Consider the following 18,158-nt stretch of genomic DNA (forward strand, 5'->3'; position numbering starts at 1 on the left):
GGGTCTGACAGCGGGCTGCAATTATCCGATTTTATTGTTACGGAGCACAACGAAGGCAAATTTGAACAGCGAAGCATACATTTTTTTATTCAGAAACAGCAGGCTGATACTTAATTTATTTTTAAAATTCAGCGTATTGTTCCGGAAAAAAGGATTGATATTATGCTTCAGAAATTCGACAAATTCCTCGCAGCGTTCATCATTGGCCTTGATTCCTTTTTTGATATAGTAGTTGTAATAGTTAAAGCCGTACTCCACCACATTATCAAGATATTGTCTGGAGATGTCCTGGTAAGACGGGTTCTTCCCGTTAGTCTTCAGGTCATTGTATCTGTCAATTACAGCACAATAGTAGTTATAAAAGCTGTTGTCGTCCCATACCTGCGTAATGCTGCCGCCCCGCTGCAGATAATGATATTTCGGATCCCATACCCGTACCGATTTGTTGGCATTTTTGAATAAGAAATACATCGCCCACAGATCCTCATAGGTTTTGCCGACCGGGAAACGGACATTCTCAAACAGCTCTCTTCTGAACAGCTTGTTCCACAGGTAGCTTTGAATCTCCACATCCTCAACGATCTTCTGCACACCCTCCACATTGCTGTACACAATTTCGCCTTCAAAATATTCGTACAGCGGTTCGGTGGAATCATCCTTAACTACGTAATGACCGCAAATCGCAATATCCGCATTGTGCTTCTCAATAAGCTTATGCAGGAGCTCGAACATGTCATTCTCCAGCCAGTCATCGCTGTCTGCAAAGCCGATATATTTGCCCCTGGCAATATCAAGTCCGCAGTTCCGGGCTTCGGATACTCCGCCGTTCTTTTTATGAATGACGCGCACCCTGCTGTCCTGGCTTGCATAATGATCGCAGATTTGCGGAGAATCGTCAGGCGAACCGTCATCAATCAAGATCAGCTCAAAATCCGTAAAAGTCTGCTGGAGTATCGATTCAATACATTTAGGCAAATAGTCAGCAACATCATAGACCGGAACAATAATACTGATTTGTGGCCCCATTCTAATACCCCCGCATTCTTGTAGTATTGCCGCCGAGCTTGGCGGATTTCATCCTTTTTTTACAGCTTATCCATGAATTTCTTATAAAAATGTTACTGTTAGTGTACCACATGATGTATGCAAATTGACGGATTCAGGCTATTTTAATACTGCAATGATTATCATATCATGGTTGATGTAACTGACGGTGAATCATATGTATTCGGAGCGCCTGTAAGTATCTATAACGGATTGTGTAATTGCTGCGCTTTGTATTACCCATTTTCATTTGGTTAGAATCAGGTCTTGCTTTCTATTTGGAAATGACCGTGACTCCAGAGAATGTTTGGACTTCCGGCCGCTGTTGTCTGCAGATTTCTCTAATTTATACCACTGTTCGTAGTGGAAATCCGCAGACAAAGGCGGACGCTAATGCTCCTACAGTTCCAAACTTCTCCTCCGCCACTCTTTCCTTATAGGATAATTTTCAAGCCTATTCTTTGATGAGATAAAGATGCAGTTCCATCCGAACTGAAATGATTGAAGTTGGTTGTAAACAGTGTTATTCTAACAACTTAGCGTAACGCAAAATCCATGCATTTCAGTACATTTATATAGTAGCCACTAATTCGTCAATAAAGAAAGGTAGCCGTATGATAACAGTTGATAACTTATCCTTTTCATTTCCGCAAAAAGAATTATATAAAAACATCTCTTTTACACTTGAAGAAGCACAGCATTGCGCTTTTATCGGAACCAGCGGGAGCGGCAAAAGCACGCTGCTCGATATATTGATGGACCCGGAAAGATATCTGTACGATGGCAAATTGGAGATTGACCCTGTTTGCACAATCGGATATGTAAGCCAGTTCCCGCAGCTGGATGAGAATAAAGAAGCAACCGTTTTTGAATATATAGGGGCAGAATTTATCAGGATCCAAAATGAAATCAATGCGATTTGCACGGAAATGGAAACCTCGGACGATATTGAACCTTTACTGGAAAAGTATCAAGCCGCATTAGACGCGTTGGATTCGATGGGCGGGGATGATTTTGAAAGCAATATTAATAAGCAGTTAAACCTGGCCAACCTCATGAAGCTGAAAGATGTCAGAGTATCCGACCTCAGCGGCGGGGAATTCAAGCTTATACAAGTAATAAAGGAAATGCTCTCTAAACCGGACCTCATGATTATGGATGAACCGGATGTGTTCTTAGACTTTGACAATCTTAATGCACTGAAAAATCTGATTAATTCCCACAAAGGGATACTGCTCGTTGTTACACATAACCGGTACTTGCTGAATCATTGCTTTAATAAGATTATTCACCTGGAAAACATGGAGATTCAGGAGTTCGATGGCCGGTATATTGATTACAATTTCTCACTGCTTCAGACGAAAATCGAGCTGCAGGAGCTCACCATCGCTGAGCAGGAAGAAATCGAGCGTAACGAGAACATTATCACTAACCTCAGAGCGATTGCAACTTATAATTCAGAAGCCTCCAGAGGGAAAGCACTCAAAGCCAGAGTTAAGTTTCAGGAACGACTGGAAGCGCGCAGACTTAAAGCCCCATTCGTTGATATTAAGCAGCCGGAAATCCGCTTTGGTACCGGTCATGAAATTGAAGACAGTGTCGTTATAAGTGTCCATAATTACAGTGCTGCCTTTGATGAGCTGCTTTTGGAAAAAGTGAATTTCGAGATCCACTCTATGGATAAAGTAGCCATTATCGGTCCCAACGGTACCGGTAAAACGACGCTGCTCCGGGATATTTTCAACAACAATCTCGATTCGATTAGAGTGCACCCTGATGCTAAAGTGGCTTATTTATCCCAGCTTCAAGGCGAAGTGCTGAATGATTCTAACACCATCCTGGAGGAATTCATCGATGCCGGTTTCAGCACCTATGATGAGGTTAGATCATATCTGGCGGACTATGGTTTTGAGGGAGAAATCTTTACTCAGAAGATTGAGGCTTTATCCGGCGGAGAAAAAAATATGCTGCAGTTGGCCAAAGTTTCTGCCAGTAACGCAAACGTGCTGCTTCTGGATGAACCTACAAGCCATTTAGACCTTTATTCGCAAATTGCCCTGGAGAAAGCCATTGAAGATTACAAAGGGGCAATCCTCATGATTTCTCATGACTTCTATTCCGTGGTAAATGGGATGGACTATGTGCTCATTATTGACGAAAAGACGATTAGAAAAATGAGTATGCGCAAATTCAGAAAGATGATCTATGCCGGCCATTTTGACAAAGATTACTTGGAAACCGAACAGCAGAAGAAATCAGTCGAAACGAAAATAGAGCTGGCTTTAAAAAAGACTGATTTTGAATCCGCAAAAGGAATGCTTGATGAGCTGGAAGAGTTGAATAAGCGGCTGTAAGCCTCTGAAGGTATGATAAAAAAACACTGATGACTGACTCAGTGTCTTCAGGATGCCGAGAAAGTCTCGACATCCTTATTTATGTAATTTTGATCCATACGATAACATGTCTACGATTGCCGGCTCCCCCCCATCACCTCACGCGACCAGAACCTATTAATTCCTTGGGAATGCTGAATGCTAATGCTAACGGACCCTAGTTCCGTTATTTTGCGCTAGAGGTGTGTTTTGGAATCCTAACGGACCCTGGATCCGTTATTTCATCCGCAAGGGCTTAATTTGCCTATCATTCAGCAGAATAAAGGAACTACGGTCCGTTAGCGATGGAAACAAGGCGATTTGCGGCAAATAACGGACGCAGTGTCCGTTAGCGTGCCAAAGAGGACGAGGCATACAAGGGATGCAGCGTCGCAGATCTGAAAACACAGAAAAGAAACCCAAGACCCTTAAAAGAGCCGGGTTTCTCAACACTCTGAAGACACTGAGAGTTTTAAAACCAGTCATAATAATAATACCGCCCTTCATTGGATTTGGAAGCCCAACAAACAGCGGTATTTATAGCTTATTGATAATAATATTTATCGGTTTAATCGGACCATTTTCCGAAATTTATCGGTATCCTTGCGTTACCTTCAACCTCGTCACAATCCCCCGTCAGCCTTCTACGTATCCTGATCCTTACCCTTTCAACCTACCTTATGCTCAATCCGGAGCTTGTCGGCTACCATGGCAATAAATTCCGAGTTAGTGGGCTTCGATTTGGAGATATTAATCGTATAGCCGAACAGATGGGAGATGCTGTCGATGTTGCCGCGGGTCCAGGCCACTTCAATCGCATGGCGGATCGCACGTTCCACGCGTGAAGGCGTAGTCTTGAACTTCTCGGCAATAGCCGGATACAGTGTTTTGGTAATAGCTCCAAGGATTTCAATATTGTTATAGACCATTGTAATGGCTTCGCGCAAATACTGGTAGCCCTTGATGTGGGCAGGCACACCAATTTCATGAATAATCGAAGTAATGTTGGCGTCAAGGTTTTTGCCCTTGGAGAGCGGAACTACATTGTTGCTGCTTGGCCGTGAACTGCTGTAATTGGACATGCTGGAGGACGTGCTCATGCTGCCCTGGGACCCTACAAGCTGACGCACACGGTTGGCTAGAACCTCCATATCGAAAGGCTTCAGGATATAATAAGATGCGCCAAGCTGGACAGCTCTCTGCGTAATATTCTCCTGGCCGAAGGCCGTAAGCATGATGATCTTCGGCTGCGGGTTAAGATCCATATCGCGAAGGCGCTCAAGCACGCCTAGACCGTCCAAATGCGGCATAATGATATCAAGGATCAGTACATCGGGAATTTTGCGTGCTCCGCTCAGCATTTGAAGCACTTCTTCCCCATTATAGGCAATACCTGTCACGGTCATATCTTCTTGTTCCGAAATATACTCAGCAAGCAAGTTCGTGAATTCCCTGTTATCATCGGCCAACAACACTTCAATATTCTGCACTGGTTGCTTCCTCCTTATTTATATCTGCTATTCGAAAATAACATTTTTTATCAGCTCTCCTTTACGATTTCGACACACCATTTAAATATCCTTCTGTCGAAAATTATTTTTCTTTATTTTTTTTTGCAGTTGGATTATAATTAAATATTTTATTTCATTATTCGATCTTTATCGTTTGACTTCGACAAAAAAATCTTAAGGCTATACGGCCTTAAGATTGTAAGGAGTGATCTCATCAAGCTTGGTTACACCGGAGTCCTTGAGCATCCACTCAATGAAGCAGCCATACCCTGATTTGGGGTCGTTGACAAAAACATGGGTCACTGCCCCGATCAGCCGGCCGTTTTGCACGATCGGACTGCCGCTCATGCCTTGGACAATACCTCCGGTCTTATTAATGAGCCTAGGATCTGTAATGCGCAGTACAAGCCCCTTGGTTGCGGGAGTCTGCTGGTGGGCAACATGGATGATTTCCACATCAAAACGTTCCACCTGCTGTCCATCGACAACAGTCAGAATTTCTGCCGGTCCTTCCTTGACTTCACTGCTCATGGCGATTGGAATCGGCTGCTGATACAGGCTGTGCTCCGGATTACGCGACATTTTGCCAAAAATCCCGAAATCCGTGTTGCTTTGTACATTGCCGAGCACCTGGCTTTCCTTCAGAAAAACAGCACGCTTTTCTCCCGGATCACCGTCCTGGCTCTTGGAGATGGAGGTCACGCTCGACTGAACGATATGGCCGCTGCCGACTACAATCGGCGTTCCTGTGTTCATGTCTGTAATGACATGCCCCAGAGCGCCGTATACACCCTGCTCCGGCGCGTAAAAGGTCAGAGTTCCGACTCCTGCAGCTGAATCGCGGATATAGAGCCCGAGCCTCCACACCTTGTCGTTGCGGTCATAAGCCGGCTTCAGCTTGGCTGTAAGCTGCTTGCCTCCGCGCTTGTAAACAATGTCCAGCGGTTTATCGGCTTTGCCGGCCTGCTCCACCAGCTTCGCTACCTTGGACACCTCGTCCAGCTTCACACCGTTGATCGAGATCATTAAATCCCCCGGTACCAGGCCGCTGTTCTCGCCCGGTGAAATCTTGGACTGCTGGGACACTTCAACCAAATGATGGCCCACAACGAGGACGCCTGCTGATTTTACTTTTACGCCGATCGTCTGGCCCCCGGGAATGACTTTGAGATTTCTGTCAATCCCTTGTACAGGCTGCCCAGGCGGGTTATCCAGTGGTGCGGCATAACTCTGGAGTGGTCCCGTAAGTCCTGAAAAGCTGAGAAAGAAGGCAAATAAAAGGCCTGGCATTAACTTCCTGAGGTTAGGCTTCAATGGCTGTCACGCTCCCTTTTGCTTCTTCCGCTTGACGAAAAAGGTGGTCGCCAATTGCGTAACTATAAGATAACCTTGGCCCCAGGCTTTTATTACTGTCAATCATTGTCCCGCTTAGCTCATAGCGGCTTTGCTGGCTTCCGCCAGACCCAGCATCTCCTGGGCATGGTGCAGTGTTTTTTCGGTAATTTCGACGCCGCCCAGCATCCGGGCAAGCTCCATAACGCGTCCTTCCTGCGACAGGGATTCCACCTCAGTCATTGTGCGGCCGTCCTCAACCTTTTTACGGATCAGGTACTGATGGTCAGCCATACAGGCCACCTGCGGCAGGTGGGTAATGGAGAACACCTGGCAGGTCGAAGCAAGCTGTGACAATTTGTTCGCAATGGACTGGGCCGCACGTCCGCTGACCCCGGTGTCCACTTCATCAAAGATCAGAACGGGAATTGCATCATGCCGCGCAAAGATACTCTTCATCGCCAGCATAATCCGGGACAGCTCCCCGCCGGAGGCAATTTTGCCGAGCGGTCTCAGCGGTTCTCCAGGGTTAGGGGAGATCATGAATTCTGCGCTGTCAATGCCCTGCCTTGTAAGGCGGTAACGGCGTTCCCGGTATTCCACTCCCCGCGGGTCCTCCAGCGTATCCAGCTTAACCTGTAGCGAGGTCCGCTCCATCTGAAGGTCCTTAAGCTCACCTTCCACCTGGGAAGCCAGTTCGGCGGCACACTTGGCCCTTGCGTGGCTTAATTCAAACGCGGCCTCCATTAATACCTCCAGGAGCCCGTCCCGTTTGAGCGTCAGCTTCCCGATATATTCATCTTTGTTCTCCAAAAGATCTGTCTCACGGTTAATCTGATCATAATATGCCAGAATCTGCTCCACGCTGTCCCCGTACTTACGGCGCAGGCCGGTGATCAGATCCAGCCGGTTCTCAATCTCCTCCAGGCGAGCCGGGTTGAACTCGATATCCTCACGGTAATCACGCAGCTGAAAAGCGGCATCCTCCAGCTGGTAATAAGACGACTGCAGCTGATCCAGCACAGTCCGGAGCCCTTTCTCATCATAACGGACCGCATCTTCCAGCTTGGATATCACATTACCGATCGACGAGAGGCCTTGCCTGTCATACAGCAGTTCATACGCTCCGGATACCGAATCCATCATTTTCTCGCTGTGGGATAGTTTGACCCTTTCTTCGGCAAGTAATTCATCTTCGCCCGGTTTTAATCTTGCAGATGAAATTTCCTCCAGCTGAAAACGGTACAAATCCAGCATCTGGTACGCCTTCTGGCTGGATTCCTGCAGTTCGCGCAGCTCTTTTTCCACTTTGGCAAAGGCGGTATATTTCTCCTGGTAATCCGCTTTGAGCGGTCCGATCACTGCGTCGCCATATGTATCCAGCAGACCCAGATGGCGTTCAGCCTTCAGCAGATTCTGGTGCTCATGCTGCCCGTGAATATTGACGAGCTGTTCGCCGATCTCCCGGAGCATGCTGAGGTTGACCATCTGGCCATTAACACGTGAAGTGCTTTTGCCCTGTGAGGTGATCTCACGCCGGATGACCAGATGTTCCTCCCGTTCCGCTCCGATCCCAAGACGCTCCAATGTGTCCCATACTGGATGAGAGCCCGGCAGGCTGAATAGCGCTTCCATCTCGGCCTTCTCACAGCCATAGCGGATGGAATCCGCTGAGCCGCGGCCGCCGGCGATCAGGGCAAGCGCATCAATAATAATCGATTTACCTGCACCGGTCTCCCCTGTAAGTACGTGAAAACCGGGGTGAAAATGCACATCCACCGCCTCAACAACGGCAAGATTGCGGATCGATAAAGTTTCTAACACGAATAGAACACCTCCGAAAAGATGATTGAATCCAATGAATGTATAAAATCAGGAGATATAACCCATCACCTGCGAAATCACGGTTTTGCTGTCCTCCGGCAGACGGCAGATAATCAGAATGGTATCATCACCGGAGATGGTGCCCATAATTTGCGGCCAGTCGATATTGTCGATCAGTGCAGCTACAGAATTAGCCGTTCCCGGAAGACACTTCATGACGACAAGGTTCCCGGAATAATCGATGTGGACAAAATTATCCACCAGCACACGCTTCAGTTTCTGGGTCGGGTTGTAGCGCTGATCCGTCGGGAGTGAATATTTATACCGGCCGTCATCCATCGGCACCTTGATGAGCAGCAGCTCCTTGATATCACGGGATACGGTCGCCTGGGTAACCTGGAATCCGGCATCACGCAGCGCCTCCACCAGCTCATCCTGTGTTTCAATTTCCCTTTGGGTGATAATCTCACGAATCTTGATATGCCTGTGTCCCTTCATTATTGCCTCCTGTATTTATAAGTTGAACATTAAGTCGATTCTCCATCATCTTTGCCAAATCTGATGACATGAATAGCCGAAGCTGCGGTATTTACATACAACACTCCGCTGCATTCGGGATAAATCAGCAAATACGGCAGCAGCGTATCACGGAGACCGCTTCCGGTAAACTCCAGCTGCTTGCGCGGCCGGGATAATATTACGAGATACAGCGAATCCTCTTCTTTGCTGGCCACATAATCTATAAACAGGCGGCTGTACATGGAGGACCCGTCCACATTAAAGGATAACGGGATCTTCAGCTTTCCGCCAATCACTTCATAGCCTGCAGCTTCCAGCAGACCGATACAAGGATGCGGTGCAATTTCCTTGTTAATCGGCACTCCGTCCTTCAGGAAGGAACGCGGAGAGCTCTGCAGCCATACCACCAACCGGTAAATCAGAAATACCGCTACTGCAACTCCTACGAGTACCATAATGACCTGATCGGAGCTTGCCAACGCCATCACCTCGGTGATTACTTCGCGCGAGGGGCAATGAAATCCTGCTTTTTTCCGCCCCGGAACTATACCTGCCGGAAAACAAGAAGAAACGGCGTCCCGTCATCCTGGATAACGATACCGTTTCGCTGGTCCATCCCTATAGCATTAGCAAAAGAAAACTCATCGTTTCTTCGGTGAGTTTCCATTGGTGTTGGCCGTAAAAGTCACTGTGGCTTCCTTAATTACGGCATCGGCAAGTGTCCCGAAGGTCTCCGCAGACTGATCCGCAGGAGTCTCCACGCCTTCCTCAGGCAGCAGCTTCCAATGGGCCAGAAATTCAATATTCCCTTCACCACCGGTAATCGGTGAGAAGGTCAGGCCTTCAAGCACGTAGCCCAGCTCTGCCGCCATCGTCAGTACGTTGACCAGCACCTCTTTATGCACAGCGGAATCACGCACTACCCCGGATTTCCCGACCTTCTCCCGGCCGGCTTCAAATTGCGGCTTGATCAGCGCAGCGATATCCGCCGGACGGTTCAGCAGAGCCATGAGTGGCGGCAATATGATTTTAAGTGATATGAAGGAGACATCAATGCTGGCAAAATCGGGGACCGGACCCTTAAGGTCAGGCGGCATCATATAACGGAAGTTGGTCCGCTCCATTACGCTGACCCGCTCATCATTGCGCAGGCTCCAGTCCAGCTGGTTGTAGCCGACATCAATGGCATAGACATGGCTGGCCCCGTTCTGCAGGGCACAATCCGTGAACCCTCCGGTGGAAGCGCCGATATCCAGCATAATCCGGCCGTTAAGGTCAATCCCGAACTTGCGGAGCGCTTTCTCCAGCTTCAATCCGCCGCGGCTGACATACGGGTGCACTGCACCTTTGACCTTCAGGGCCGCATTGCGGGATACCTTCATCCCCGCCTTCTCAATCCGTTCTTCATCCGCCAGCACCAGGCCTGCCATAATGGCAGCCTTGGCCTTCTCGCGGCTTTCATAAAAACCCTGCTCTACCAGCAGGACATCAATCCGTTCCTTAGGGTGTTCCATGGTCATCTCCCGATCATTCTTGGGTTGCAGTAATAAAGCTTCCTTGCTTCAAGAAGTTGAAGTTGTTTTATAGGTATATTTACTTAGCGCCTTCATTGCACGGATACGTCCGCATAATGCTTCAACGGTAAGATTGGTCTCCTGGCGCTGCTCTTTGATGGAGCCGTGCTCGACAAATACATCCGGCACACCCATCAAATGTACACGGGCATCGTAAATCTCATGCTCTGCAAAGAACTCCAGCACGCTGCTTCCCAGGCTTCCCGCCTGGCAGGCTTCCTCCAGTACGACCATACCGGTTCCGGCACGGGCCAGACTCAGCAGCATATCATTATCCAGCGGCTTCAGGAAACGGGCATTGACAACGCTAAGCTGGATGCCTTCACGCTTCAGCAGCTCTGACGCCTCTTCGGCCACCTGCACCATCGGCCCGCAGGCCAGTACAGCATAATCGTCGCCGGGACGCAGCCGCTCCCAGGATCCGATCGGCAGGCTGCGCAGCTCGGTATCCAGCTCTACCCCGGTTCCTTCAATTCTCGGATAACGGTACGCAATCGGCCCGTCGTTGTATTCCAGCGCTGTCTTCATCATGTGGCGCAGTTCATTTTCATCCTTCGGCATCATCATCACCAGATTCGGAATATGACGCATGAATGCAATGTCATACACCCCCTGGTGCGTCTCTCCGTCGGCGCCTACAAAGCCTGCCCGGTCAATCGCAAACATAACATTGGCATTATGGCGGCAGATATCATGGACAATCTGGTCGTAAGCCCGCTGCATGAAGGTGGAATAGACGGCATACACCGGCTTCATCCCTTCCATCGCCAAAGCTGCGCAGAGGGTAGCGGCGTGCTGCTCGGCTATACCAACATCAATCATCCGGTCCGGAAATTCCTTGGCAAAAGGAAACAGACCGGATCCGCCAGGCATCGCCGGAGTTACCGCAATCAGACGTTTGTCCACATGGCCGAGTTCAATCAGCGTCTGGCCGAACACCTCGGTGTACATCGGATTGCCGACAACCTTAAGCGACTGGCCTGACTCGATTTTGTAAGGGGAAATGGCATGGGATTTATAGAAATCGGTTTCAGCCGGTTTATAGCCCTTACCTTTGGTAGTCAGAACATGCACCAGTACCGGACCCGATACATTGTCAGCCTGATGGAAGGCGTCGATCAGCTTCTCTACATCATGGCCGTCTACCGGTCCGAGATACGTAAAGCCCAGCTCCTCAAATAAAACGCCGGGAACCATCATATATTTAAGACTGTCCTTCACCTTCTCGGCCGTCTTGGCAAGCTTGCCGCCGATGGCCGGAATTTTGCGGAGCAGCCCCTCCACTTCATCCTTGGCGCGCAGATAATGTTTATCTGAGCGGATTTTGCTCAGGTAATTGTGCATGGCCCCTACATTCGGTGCAATGGACATTTCATTATCATTCAGGATAACCATCAGCTTGCGCTGCTCATGGCCGATATGGTTAAGGGCTTCAAAGGCCATCCCGCCGGTCAGCGCCCCGTCACCGATTACAGCGATGACTTTGTTGTCCTCGCCTTTCAGATCACGGGCCATTGCCATACCTATTGCCGCTGACAGGGAGGTGCTGCTGTGCCCGGCTTCCCAGACATCATGCTCACTCTCCGAGCGTTTGACGAAGCCGCATAAGCCGTCACGCTTGCGCAGGGTGTCAAAACGGTCCTTGCGGCCGGTCAGAATTTTATGGACATAAGCCTGGTGTCCGACGTCATATATCATTTTGTCCCGGGGACTGTCATAGCAATAGTGCAAGGCCAGCGTGAGCTCCACTACCCCGAGATTGGATCCAAGGTGCCCGCCGGTCAGGGTTAGCTTCTCGATCAGAAACCGGCGGATCTCCTCCGCAAGGGTAGTCAGTTCCCCGACTGACAAGGTTTTCAGTTGCTTCGGATCATTTATTTGTGGAAGCAGCACGAGTATTCCCCGCTTTCCTAGATGTTGTAAAATATAAACCCCATTATAACACAAACGAAACGGCTGTCGAAACACAGCCGTTTCCAAAATGCTCTAATGATCCCTGGCCATTAAGTAATCCGCGATTTCCAGCAGGCGTGACGGATCGGGAAAACCGCCCTCCAGGACGGCCTTCCTGGCTGCATCCGTCAGCCGTTTCACTTCATCACGCGAGGCTTCCAGCCCGATGAAGTAAGGATAGGTTACCTTCTGCTGCTTAATATCGCTGCCAGTCTTCTTGCCGAGCTTGCCTTCATCCCCGACAAGATCAAGAATATCATCCTGGACCTGAAAGGCCAGGCCGATATGTGTGCCGAATTCACGCAGCGCCGCGAGCTGCTCCGTGTCCGCCCCGGCAATCCGCCCTCCCGCAAGCAGCGAGAAGACAATCAGATCGCCGGTCTTGTGAAGGTGGATGTACTGCAGCTGCGCCAGATCAGTAAGGCCCTGCTCCCCTTCCATGTCGGCAATCTGTCCGCCGACCATGCCGCGCGGTCCGGCCATTTCCGCCAGATCCTCCACAATGGAAAGCGTGTGCTCTGCAGGAATGCCGTATTTGCGTGAAGACTGCACAATGCTGTAGAACGCATGGGTCAGCAGTGCATCGCCGGCCAGAATAGCAGCGGCTTCACCGAACACTTTATGGTTCGTCAGCTTCCCCCGGCGGTAGTCGTCGTTGTCCATCGCCGGCAGATCGTCATGGATTAAGGAATAGGTATGGACCATCTCGATAGCTGCCGCCACCGGAAGAGCCGCCTCCCGGCGTCCTCCCAGCGCTTCGCATGCGGCGATGACGAGCAGCGGGCGGAGGCGTTTGCCTCCGGCCTGCAGCGAGTAGTTCATCGCTTCCTTAAGATGGGCCGGGACTGTCCACTCCGCCGGAAGCGTGCCGCCCAGCTCCTTCATCACATCCGCGCCAGCCTCGGCAATGTACTCCTCCAGCGGCTTGCGGCCGGACACCTCAGCCGCGGAGGCTGCCTCCAGGCTGTGCTCAGAACGGCTCATCGCTATCCCCTTCCAGGCGGGCGCCGAAAGGTTTCTTGCGCAGTTCTCCATCCTCCACTGTGATCATCTCAATCTTGCGTTCCACCTGCTCCAGCTTGCTGCCGCACAGCTGGGACAGCTTCATGCCCTGCTGGAACAAATCGATTGCCTTCTCCAGGGGAACGTCTCCGTGCTCAAGCTCCCGCACGATTTCTTCCAGCCGCTCCATGGCTCCTTCAAAATCAAGCTCCGCTTCCTTCGTCATTCGTTTTACCCTCCTCCTTCATTCCCCATACCTGGCAGCTTAACTTGCCGTCACTCAGCTTTATATTCACCAGGTCGCCCATTTCAACTTCCTTAAGCGACTTGATCAGATGCTCTTCATTCTCGTCGTACACGAGGCTGTAGCCCCGTGACATTACCTTCAGCGGGCTGAGCGCATCCAGATGCCTCAGCTCCGATACATAACGTGAACGCTTGTCCCGCAGGCGCGCCTGCATGGCCCCCGTCAGCTGACGGGTCACGCTCTCCGTGCGCTGCCGGGCCGCGCTCACACTGGCCAGCGGGTGGAACCGCTGCAGGCTGTGGTGCAGCACCGCCTGGCGTTCACGCGCCAGGCGGTGCCGGGTCTGCGCGGCGCGGCTCAGTGCCACGCGCAGATTGTCCAGCCGCTGCGCGTGCTGGGCCAGCTGGCGGCGGGGGCCGACCAGCGCCAGCGAGCGCTGCAGCGAGGCCAGGCGCTCGCCGCCCCGCTGGGAGCGGCGCAGCAGGCCCTGGCGCAGCCGGTGCTCGGCTGTGCGCAGCTGCGCGGCCAGCTCGGCCGCGTTCGGCACGGCGAGCTCCGCGGCCGCCGTCGGTGTCGCCGCGCGCAGGTCAGCGGCGAAATCGGCGATCGTGAAGTCGGTCTCGTGCCCCACGGCCGAGATGACCGGAATGCCCGAGGCGGCAATCGCCCGGGCCACAGGCTCCTCGTTGAAGGCCCACAGCTCCTCCAGCGAGCCGCCTCCCCGGCCGACGATCAGCACGTCGGCTTCACCCATATCGTTCAGCGCCTCTATCGCCTTCACGATGGAAGGGCCTGCACCCTTGCCTTGTACCAGCACGGGATAGAGTACAACTGAAACCTGCGGGAACCGCCGCTGCAGTGTAATGATAATATCCCGGACGGCTGCTCCCGTCGGCGAAGTCACCACCCCGACACAGCGCGGATACCGCGGCAGGGGCCGTTTGCGTTCCGCAGCGAACAGCCCTTCCTGCTCCAGCTTGCGCTTGAGCTGCTCATACGCCATATACAGGCTGCCGATTCCGTCAGGCTGCATATGGGTCGCATAGAACTGGTACTGCCCGTCCCGTTCATAGACGGTTACGTTGCCCCTTGCTATGACCTTGGTGCCTTCCTTCGGGACAAACGGCAGCCGCTGGTTGTGCGAAGCGAACATGATCGATTTGATCCGGCTGCTCTCATCCTTCAGCGTGAAGTACATATGGCCGCTGCCGTGATGGGTGAAGTTCGAGATCTCTCCGCGGATCCATACGTCTGAGAGAACGACGTCAGAGTCCAGCTTCATGCGGATATAACGGTTAAGATCTTTAATCGAGTAAATTTTCCGTTCTGCCGCCATAAGCAGCTCCTATTCCAATCCGTGACGGCGTTTGGCCGCGATCAGCGTGTTGCTCATCAGCATGGTGATCGTCATCGGGCCTACTCCGCCAGGAACAGGTGTAATATATCCGGCTACTTCCTTGGCACTCTCATAATCTACATCACCGGCCAGCTTGCCGTTGTCGAGCCGGTTCATCCCGACATCAATAACTACAGCACCCGGCTTCACATACGAACCGTCAATGAAATTGGCGCGGCCGATCGCCACAACCAGGATATCCGCCTGGCGGCAAAGTTCGGCCATGTTCGCTGTGCGGGAATGGCACATGGTCACCGTAGCATTCTCGCGCTGCAGCAGCAGGGAGACCGGCTTGCCGACAATATTGCTGCGGCCGATGACCACGGCATGCTTGCCGGACAGTCCGGTGCCTGTCCGTTTGATAAGCTCAATGACGCCGGCAGGCGTGCATGGAAGCAGGCTGTCATCGCCAATCACCAGATTACCGACATTTACGGGATGAAAACCGTCAACATCCTTCTCAACGGCAATCGCATCGATGACCGCCTTCTCTTCAATATGCTTCGGCAGCGGCAGCTGTACCAGAATACCGTCAATATTATCCCGGCTGTTCAATTCTGCCACAAGCGCCAGCAGCTCCTCCTGGGTAGTGGAAGCATCCAGCCTGTGCACCTCCGAGTGGAATCCAAGCTCGATGCAGGATTTCTCCTTGTTGCGCACATAGACCTGGGAAGCCGGATCTTCACCGACAAGAACGACAGCAAGACCGGGCTTCACATTATGCTCCGCCAAGGCTTTAACCTCCCGGGAAATGTCAATACGAATTTCGTCTGATACCTGTTTACCGCTGATGATTGCTGCTGTCATTGTAAGCCTCTCCCCTTTTGTCTGCTTTGTATTACATCTACAGCTCGCTTTTGAGCTTGTCGATATCCTGAATCATTTTGCCAAGTACGCCGTTAACGAATTTCCCCGAATCATCTGTGCCGAAGTGTTTGGCCAGATCAATCGCCTCATTGACGGCAACCTTGGCCGGAACATCATCCGCAAAGACCATCTCAAACGTTGCCAGACGCAGAATTTGGCGGTCCACACGCGACAGGCGGCTCATCTGCCAGCCCTTCAGGTAATGCTCGAGCATATCATCGATGCCTACCTTGTGCTCCCACACACCGTTTACATGCTCCACAACATAAGCCTTCAGCTCATTCTCATCTGTAATAACACGTTCGGTCTCGTTCTCTTCCGAAGCTTCCTCAAGCAGCATTTCCACGGCTTCCGCGCTGTCCACATCATTCATTTCCATCTGGTACAGGCTTTGAACAATAATCTCTCTTGCTAAACGTCTCTTCATGTGTTCCTCCTAAAATCATATCTCGCATTCTTATATGGTCAAACATTGTTTCTGTTATTCTAATGCAGGCATACACTGCTGCTCATTACTACAGCTTCCATAGCAGCACTTCGTACAGTTATTGTAAGCAAATAACGGTAATCTCTATCCCTAATTGTATTTCGTACAGTTAAAAACCGGCCGTTGCTTCACTGGGGTGCATATGCCGGTATCTAATTGTACGAAATACAGTTAACCGGATTTTTAAGCGTTGAACAGCCGGAATAGCTGCACATATTACATTTCAGCAGTTCATTGCTCTGCCATGCGCCGGCTCTGGATAGTAAAGTTCCAGCACTAGCTGGATTTCCTCCACTTAATTTCATCTTATTACCGTTGATTAGGTCATTTGGTGGAATGCCTCCCGTTAATTCAGCCCATCATTCATTTTCGTAAGAAAAGCTGCTGATTTAAAAGGAGTTTTTCAACTAAGACCGCATATACCGGTGTTAACGGGAATTTAAGCGGAGAAATTCCCATTAGATATTTTTGGAGAACGCTCAAGGCCAGCTACCCGGCATTATCATTCGGGGTACCCGCAGCGGCTGCCCCAATCTAAGCACAAGGCCCCTTTCAGCAAAAAAACCGCACAGTCCTTCTTCCGGTCAAGCAGGCAACTCAAACATAAGGGTTCCAGGCTCCGGGAAGAAAGACTATCGCGGTTCACTTGAAGGGACGCCAGCGTCCGGACAGCCGCGACACCAGCTCCTGCCAGTCAAACAGCGGAGGCTGTGCGGTATCCTTTCTTTTGCCAAGCGTATATCCGATGAACACTACCAGTGCAAAGAACAGCATATCCCAAAAACCGCTAATTAAATAAATCAGCCCGAGAACAACACCGAAGGTGACTCCGGCAATTCTACCCCCGTGACTTTCCCATACTTCTCTCCAGGACATAAGGGAAACTCACCTCTATTCCACTCGACTTTTGAAGCTTGGAGACTGTGTGAGGTTGGCAATATATACAGATACATCAGCTACCGGAATTCCGGTCGTTTCCTGCACAAAATCATGCACCTGACGCTGCACCTCTGTCGTCAGCAGCGGGAGGGAATGCTCACCGTCCACCACTGCGCGGATCGTAATTTCAAGCCCGGCCTGGGACACGCGGATGCGGGACCTCAGATCCCTGATCCCTTTGACCTTGCCCGCAGCCTTGAGACTCAGGTTCTCAATGGTTTCCATAGAGATCTGGATGTCCCCATACTCTGTGCGCTGATCGACTGAAGGCATCGAGGCACGGTCTCTGCGCAAAGAAATGTAGAAGAAACGGATGCTGAGCAGAAACAGAATGACTGCCACGGCAATCGCGGTAATATAAGCTGCCGGCCCGTCCGAAATTTCCAGGGTGTCCGGGATAGCCCCGCTTAAAAGGAGGATGGCAATCACAGATAATATTCCGATGCTTAAGCTGTAAATGAACAGCAGAAGCCTGTCTAAAATTTTGGCCACGAGTCTCATAACCTCCTCAAATTAGAGTAAACCCTCGACGGTGCTGTCGGGGGTTTATGGAAATACGCTCTGCCCTTATTTCACGCGGAGAACCGCATCTGTATCTTCATGCTTATCCGTAGTGGTGCTGTTTCTGAACTGCACATCATGAATATGCACGTTCACTTCCACAACAGTCAGTCCGGTCATTGTCTCGATGGAACGTTTGACATTGCGCTGGATCTCCCCGGCTACTTCCGGAAGACGGTTGCCATACTCGATGATTACGGATACATCCACTGCAGCCTCGCGCTGTCCGACTTCAACCTTAACACCTTTGGACAGGTTCTTGCGTCCGAGAAGCTCCACGATTCCTCCGGCAAATCCGCCGCTCATTCCGGCTACGCCTTTAACCTCTACAGTAGCCAATCCTGCGATAACCTCGATCACTTCAGGAGCGATCTGGATCTCGCCGATCTCCGTACGTTCGTATTCCGTCGGCAATGTACTCATTTTGGACTTCAACCCTTTCAATAAAAAAGTTGTTCAACAATTCAAGCCGCTAAGCACGTCTCTTATTAAACATACTATATCATTTGCCGAACTTTATGACAAACAAT

At 50.8% G+C, this 18,158-nt stretch carries 17 protein-coding genes; 1 reads left to right on the plus strand and 16 read right to left on the minus strand.

The window, feature by feature from the left end; translation table 11 throughout:
• Positions 1–21: 21 nt before the first annotated feature.
• Positions 22–1,026: a glycosyltransferase family 2 protein gene (locus C2I18_RS02570; protein ID WP_249899731.1), complete on the minus strand. Its 1,005-nt coding sequence runs from the start codon at positions 1,024–1,026 to the stop codon at positions 22–24.
• A gap of 632 nt (positions 1,027–1,658) precedes the next feature.
• Here C2I18_RS02570 and C2I18_RS02575 point away from each other — a divergent pair.
• Positions 1,659–3,398: an ABC-F family ATP-binding cassette domain-containing protein gene (locus C2I18_RS02575; RefSeq protein WP_249899732.1), complete on the plus strand. Its 1,740-nt coding sequence runs from the start codon at positions 1,659–1,661 to the stop codon at positions 3,396–3,398.
• 686 nt (positions 3,399–4,084) lie between these two features.
• On the opposite strand, the gene spo0A is transcribed toward C2I18_RS02575, so the two are convergent.
• The 15 genes from spo0A to C2I18_RS02650 all read right to left on the minus strand — a co-directional run bounded on the left by spo0A (position 4,085) and on the right by C2I18_RS02650 (position 18,051).
• Positions 4,085–4,906: a sporulation transcription factor Spo0A gene (gene spo0A, locus C2I18_RS02580; RefSeq protein WP_249899733.1), complete on the minus strand. Its 822-nt coding sequence runs from the start codon at positions 4,904–4,906 to the stop codon at positions 4,085–4,087.
• A gap of 201 nt (positions 4,907–5,107) precedes the next feature.
• Entirely contained in the window at positions 5,108–6,241 is a 1,134-nt protein-coding gene (gene spoIVB / locus C2I18_RS02585; protein ID WP_481857866.1) for a SpoIVB peptidase, read from the minus strand.
• Between the two features lie 114 nt (positions 6,242–6,355).
• A complete protein-coding gene (gene recN, locus C2I18_RS02590) occupies positions 6,356–8,083 on the minus strand; it encodes a DNA repair protein RecN (RefSeq protein WP_249899735.1) in 1,728 nt (575 codons plus the stop codon).
• A 48-nt stretch (positions 8,084–8,131) separates the two neighbouring features.
• Positions 8,132–8,581 (minus strand): transcriptional regulator AhrC/ArgR, encoded by a 450-nt coding sequence (ahrC, locus tag C2I18_RS02595; protein ID WP_275100957.1) that lies wholly within the window; start codon positions 8,579–8,581, stop codon positions 8,132–8,134.
• A 29-nt stretch (positions 8,582–8,610) separates the two neighbouring features.
• The gene (locus tag C2I18_RS02600) at positions 8,611–9,090 is read right to left on the minus strand and encodes a hypothetical protein (RefSeq protein ID WP_249899736.1); all 480 of its coding nucleotides are present in this window, start codon (positions 9,088–9,090) and stop codon (positions 8,611–8,613) included.
• Between the two features lie 153 nt (positions 9,091–9,243).
• A complete protein-coding gene (locus tag C2I18_RS02605; RefSeq protein ID WP_249899737.1) occupies positions 9,244–10,116 on the minus strand; it encodes a TlyA family RNA methyltransferase in 873 nt (290 codons plus the stop codon).
• Between the two features lie 48 nt (positions 10,117–10,164).
• On the minus strand, positions 10,165–12,069 hold the full coding sequence (gene dxs / locus C2I18_RS02610) for a 1-deoxy-D-xylulose-5-phosphate synthase (RefSeq protein ID WP_249899738.1): 1,905 nt from the start codon (positions 12,067–12,069) through the stop codon (positions 10,165–10,167).
• 93 nt (positions 12,070–12,162) lie between these two features.
• Entirely contained in the window at positions 12,163–13,014 is an 852-nt protein-coding gene (locus tag C2I18_RS02615; protein ID WP_249901983.1) for a polyprenyl synthetase family protein, read from the minus strand.
• 85 nt (positions 13,015–13,099) lie between these two features.
• Positions 13,100–13,357, minus strand: coding sequence for an exodeoxyribonuclease VII small subunit (gene xseB / locus C2I18_RS02620; RefSeq protein ID WP_249899739.1), 258 nt, complete (start codon positions 13,355–13,357; stop codon positions 13,100–13,102).
• The gene (gene xseA, locus C2I18_RS02625; protein ID WP_249899740.1) at positions 13,335–14,714 is read right to left on the minus strand and encodes an exodeoxyribonuclease VII large subunit; all 1,380 of its coding nucleotides are present in this window, start codon (positions 14,712–14,714) and stop codon (positions 13,335–13,337) included. Before xseA ends, xseB begins: the two co-directional genes overlap by 23 nt.
• 9 nt (positions 14,715–14,723) lie before the next feature.
• Entirely contained in the window at positions 14,724–15,581 is an 858-nt protein-coding gene (gene folD, locus C2I18_RS02630; RefSeq protein ID WP_249899741.1) for a bifunctional methylenetetrahydrofolate dehydrogenase/methenyltetrahydrofolate cyclohydrolase FolD, read from the minus strand.
• Between the two features lie 37 nt (positions 15,582–15,618).
• Positions 15,619–16,068: a transcription antitermination factor NusB gene (gene nusB / locus C2I18_RS02635; protein WP_249899742.1), complete on the minus strand. Its 450-nt coding sequence runs from the start codon at positions 16,066–16,068 to the stop codon at positions 15,619–15,621.
• A 702-nt stretch (positions 16,069–16,770) separates the two neighbouring features.
• Positions 16,771–17,004, minus strand: a complete 234-nt coding sequence (locus tag C2I18_RS02640) for a DUF2273 domain-containing protein (protein ID WP_249899743.1) — start codon at positions 17,002–17,004, stop codon at positions 16,771–16,773.
• 15 nt (positions 17,005–17,019) lie between these two features.
• Positions 17,020–17,559, minus strand: a complete 540-nt coding sequence (gene amaP / locus C2I18_RS02645; RefSeq protein WP_249899744.1) for an alkaline shock response membrane anchor protein AmaP — start codon at positions 17,557–17,559, stop codon at positions 17,020–17,022.
• A gap of 75 nt (positions 17,560–17,634) precedes the next feature.
• On the minus strand, positions 17,635–18,051 hold the full coding sequence (locus C2I18_RS02650) for an Asp23/Gls24 family envelope stress response protein (protein ID WP_249899745.1): 417 nt from the start codon (positions 18,049–18,051) through the stop codon (positions 17,635–17,637).
• Between the last annotated feature and the right edge of the window lie 107 nt (positions 18,052–18,158).

Source organism: Paenibacillus sp. PK3_47 (assembly GCF_023520895.1).
Classification (GTDB): domain Bacteria; phylum Bacillota; class Bacilli; order Paenibacillales; family Paenibacillaceae; genus Paenibacillus_AQ.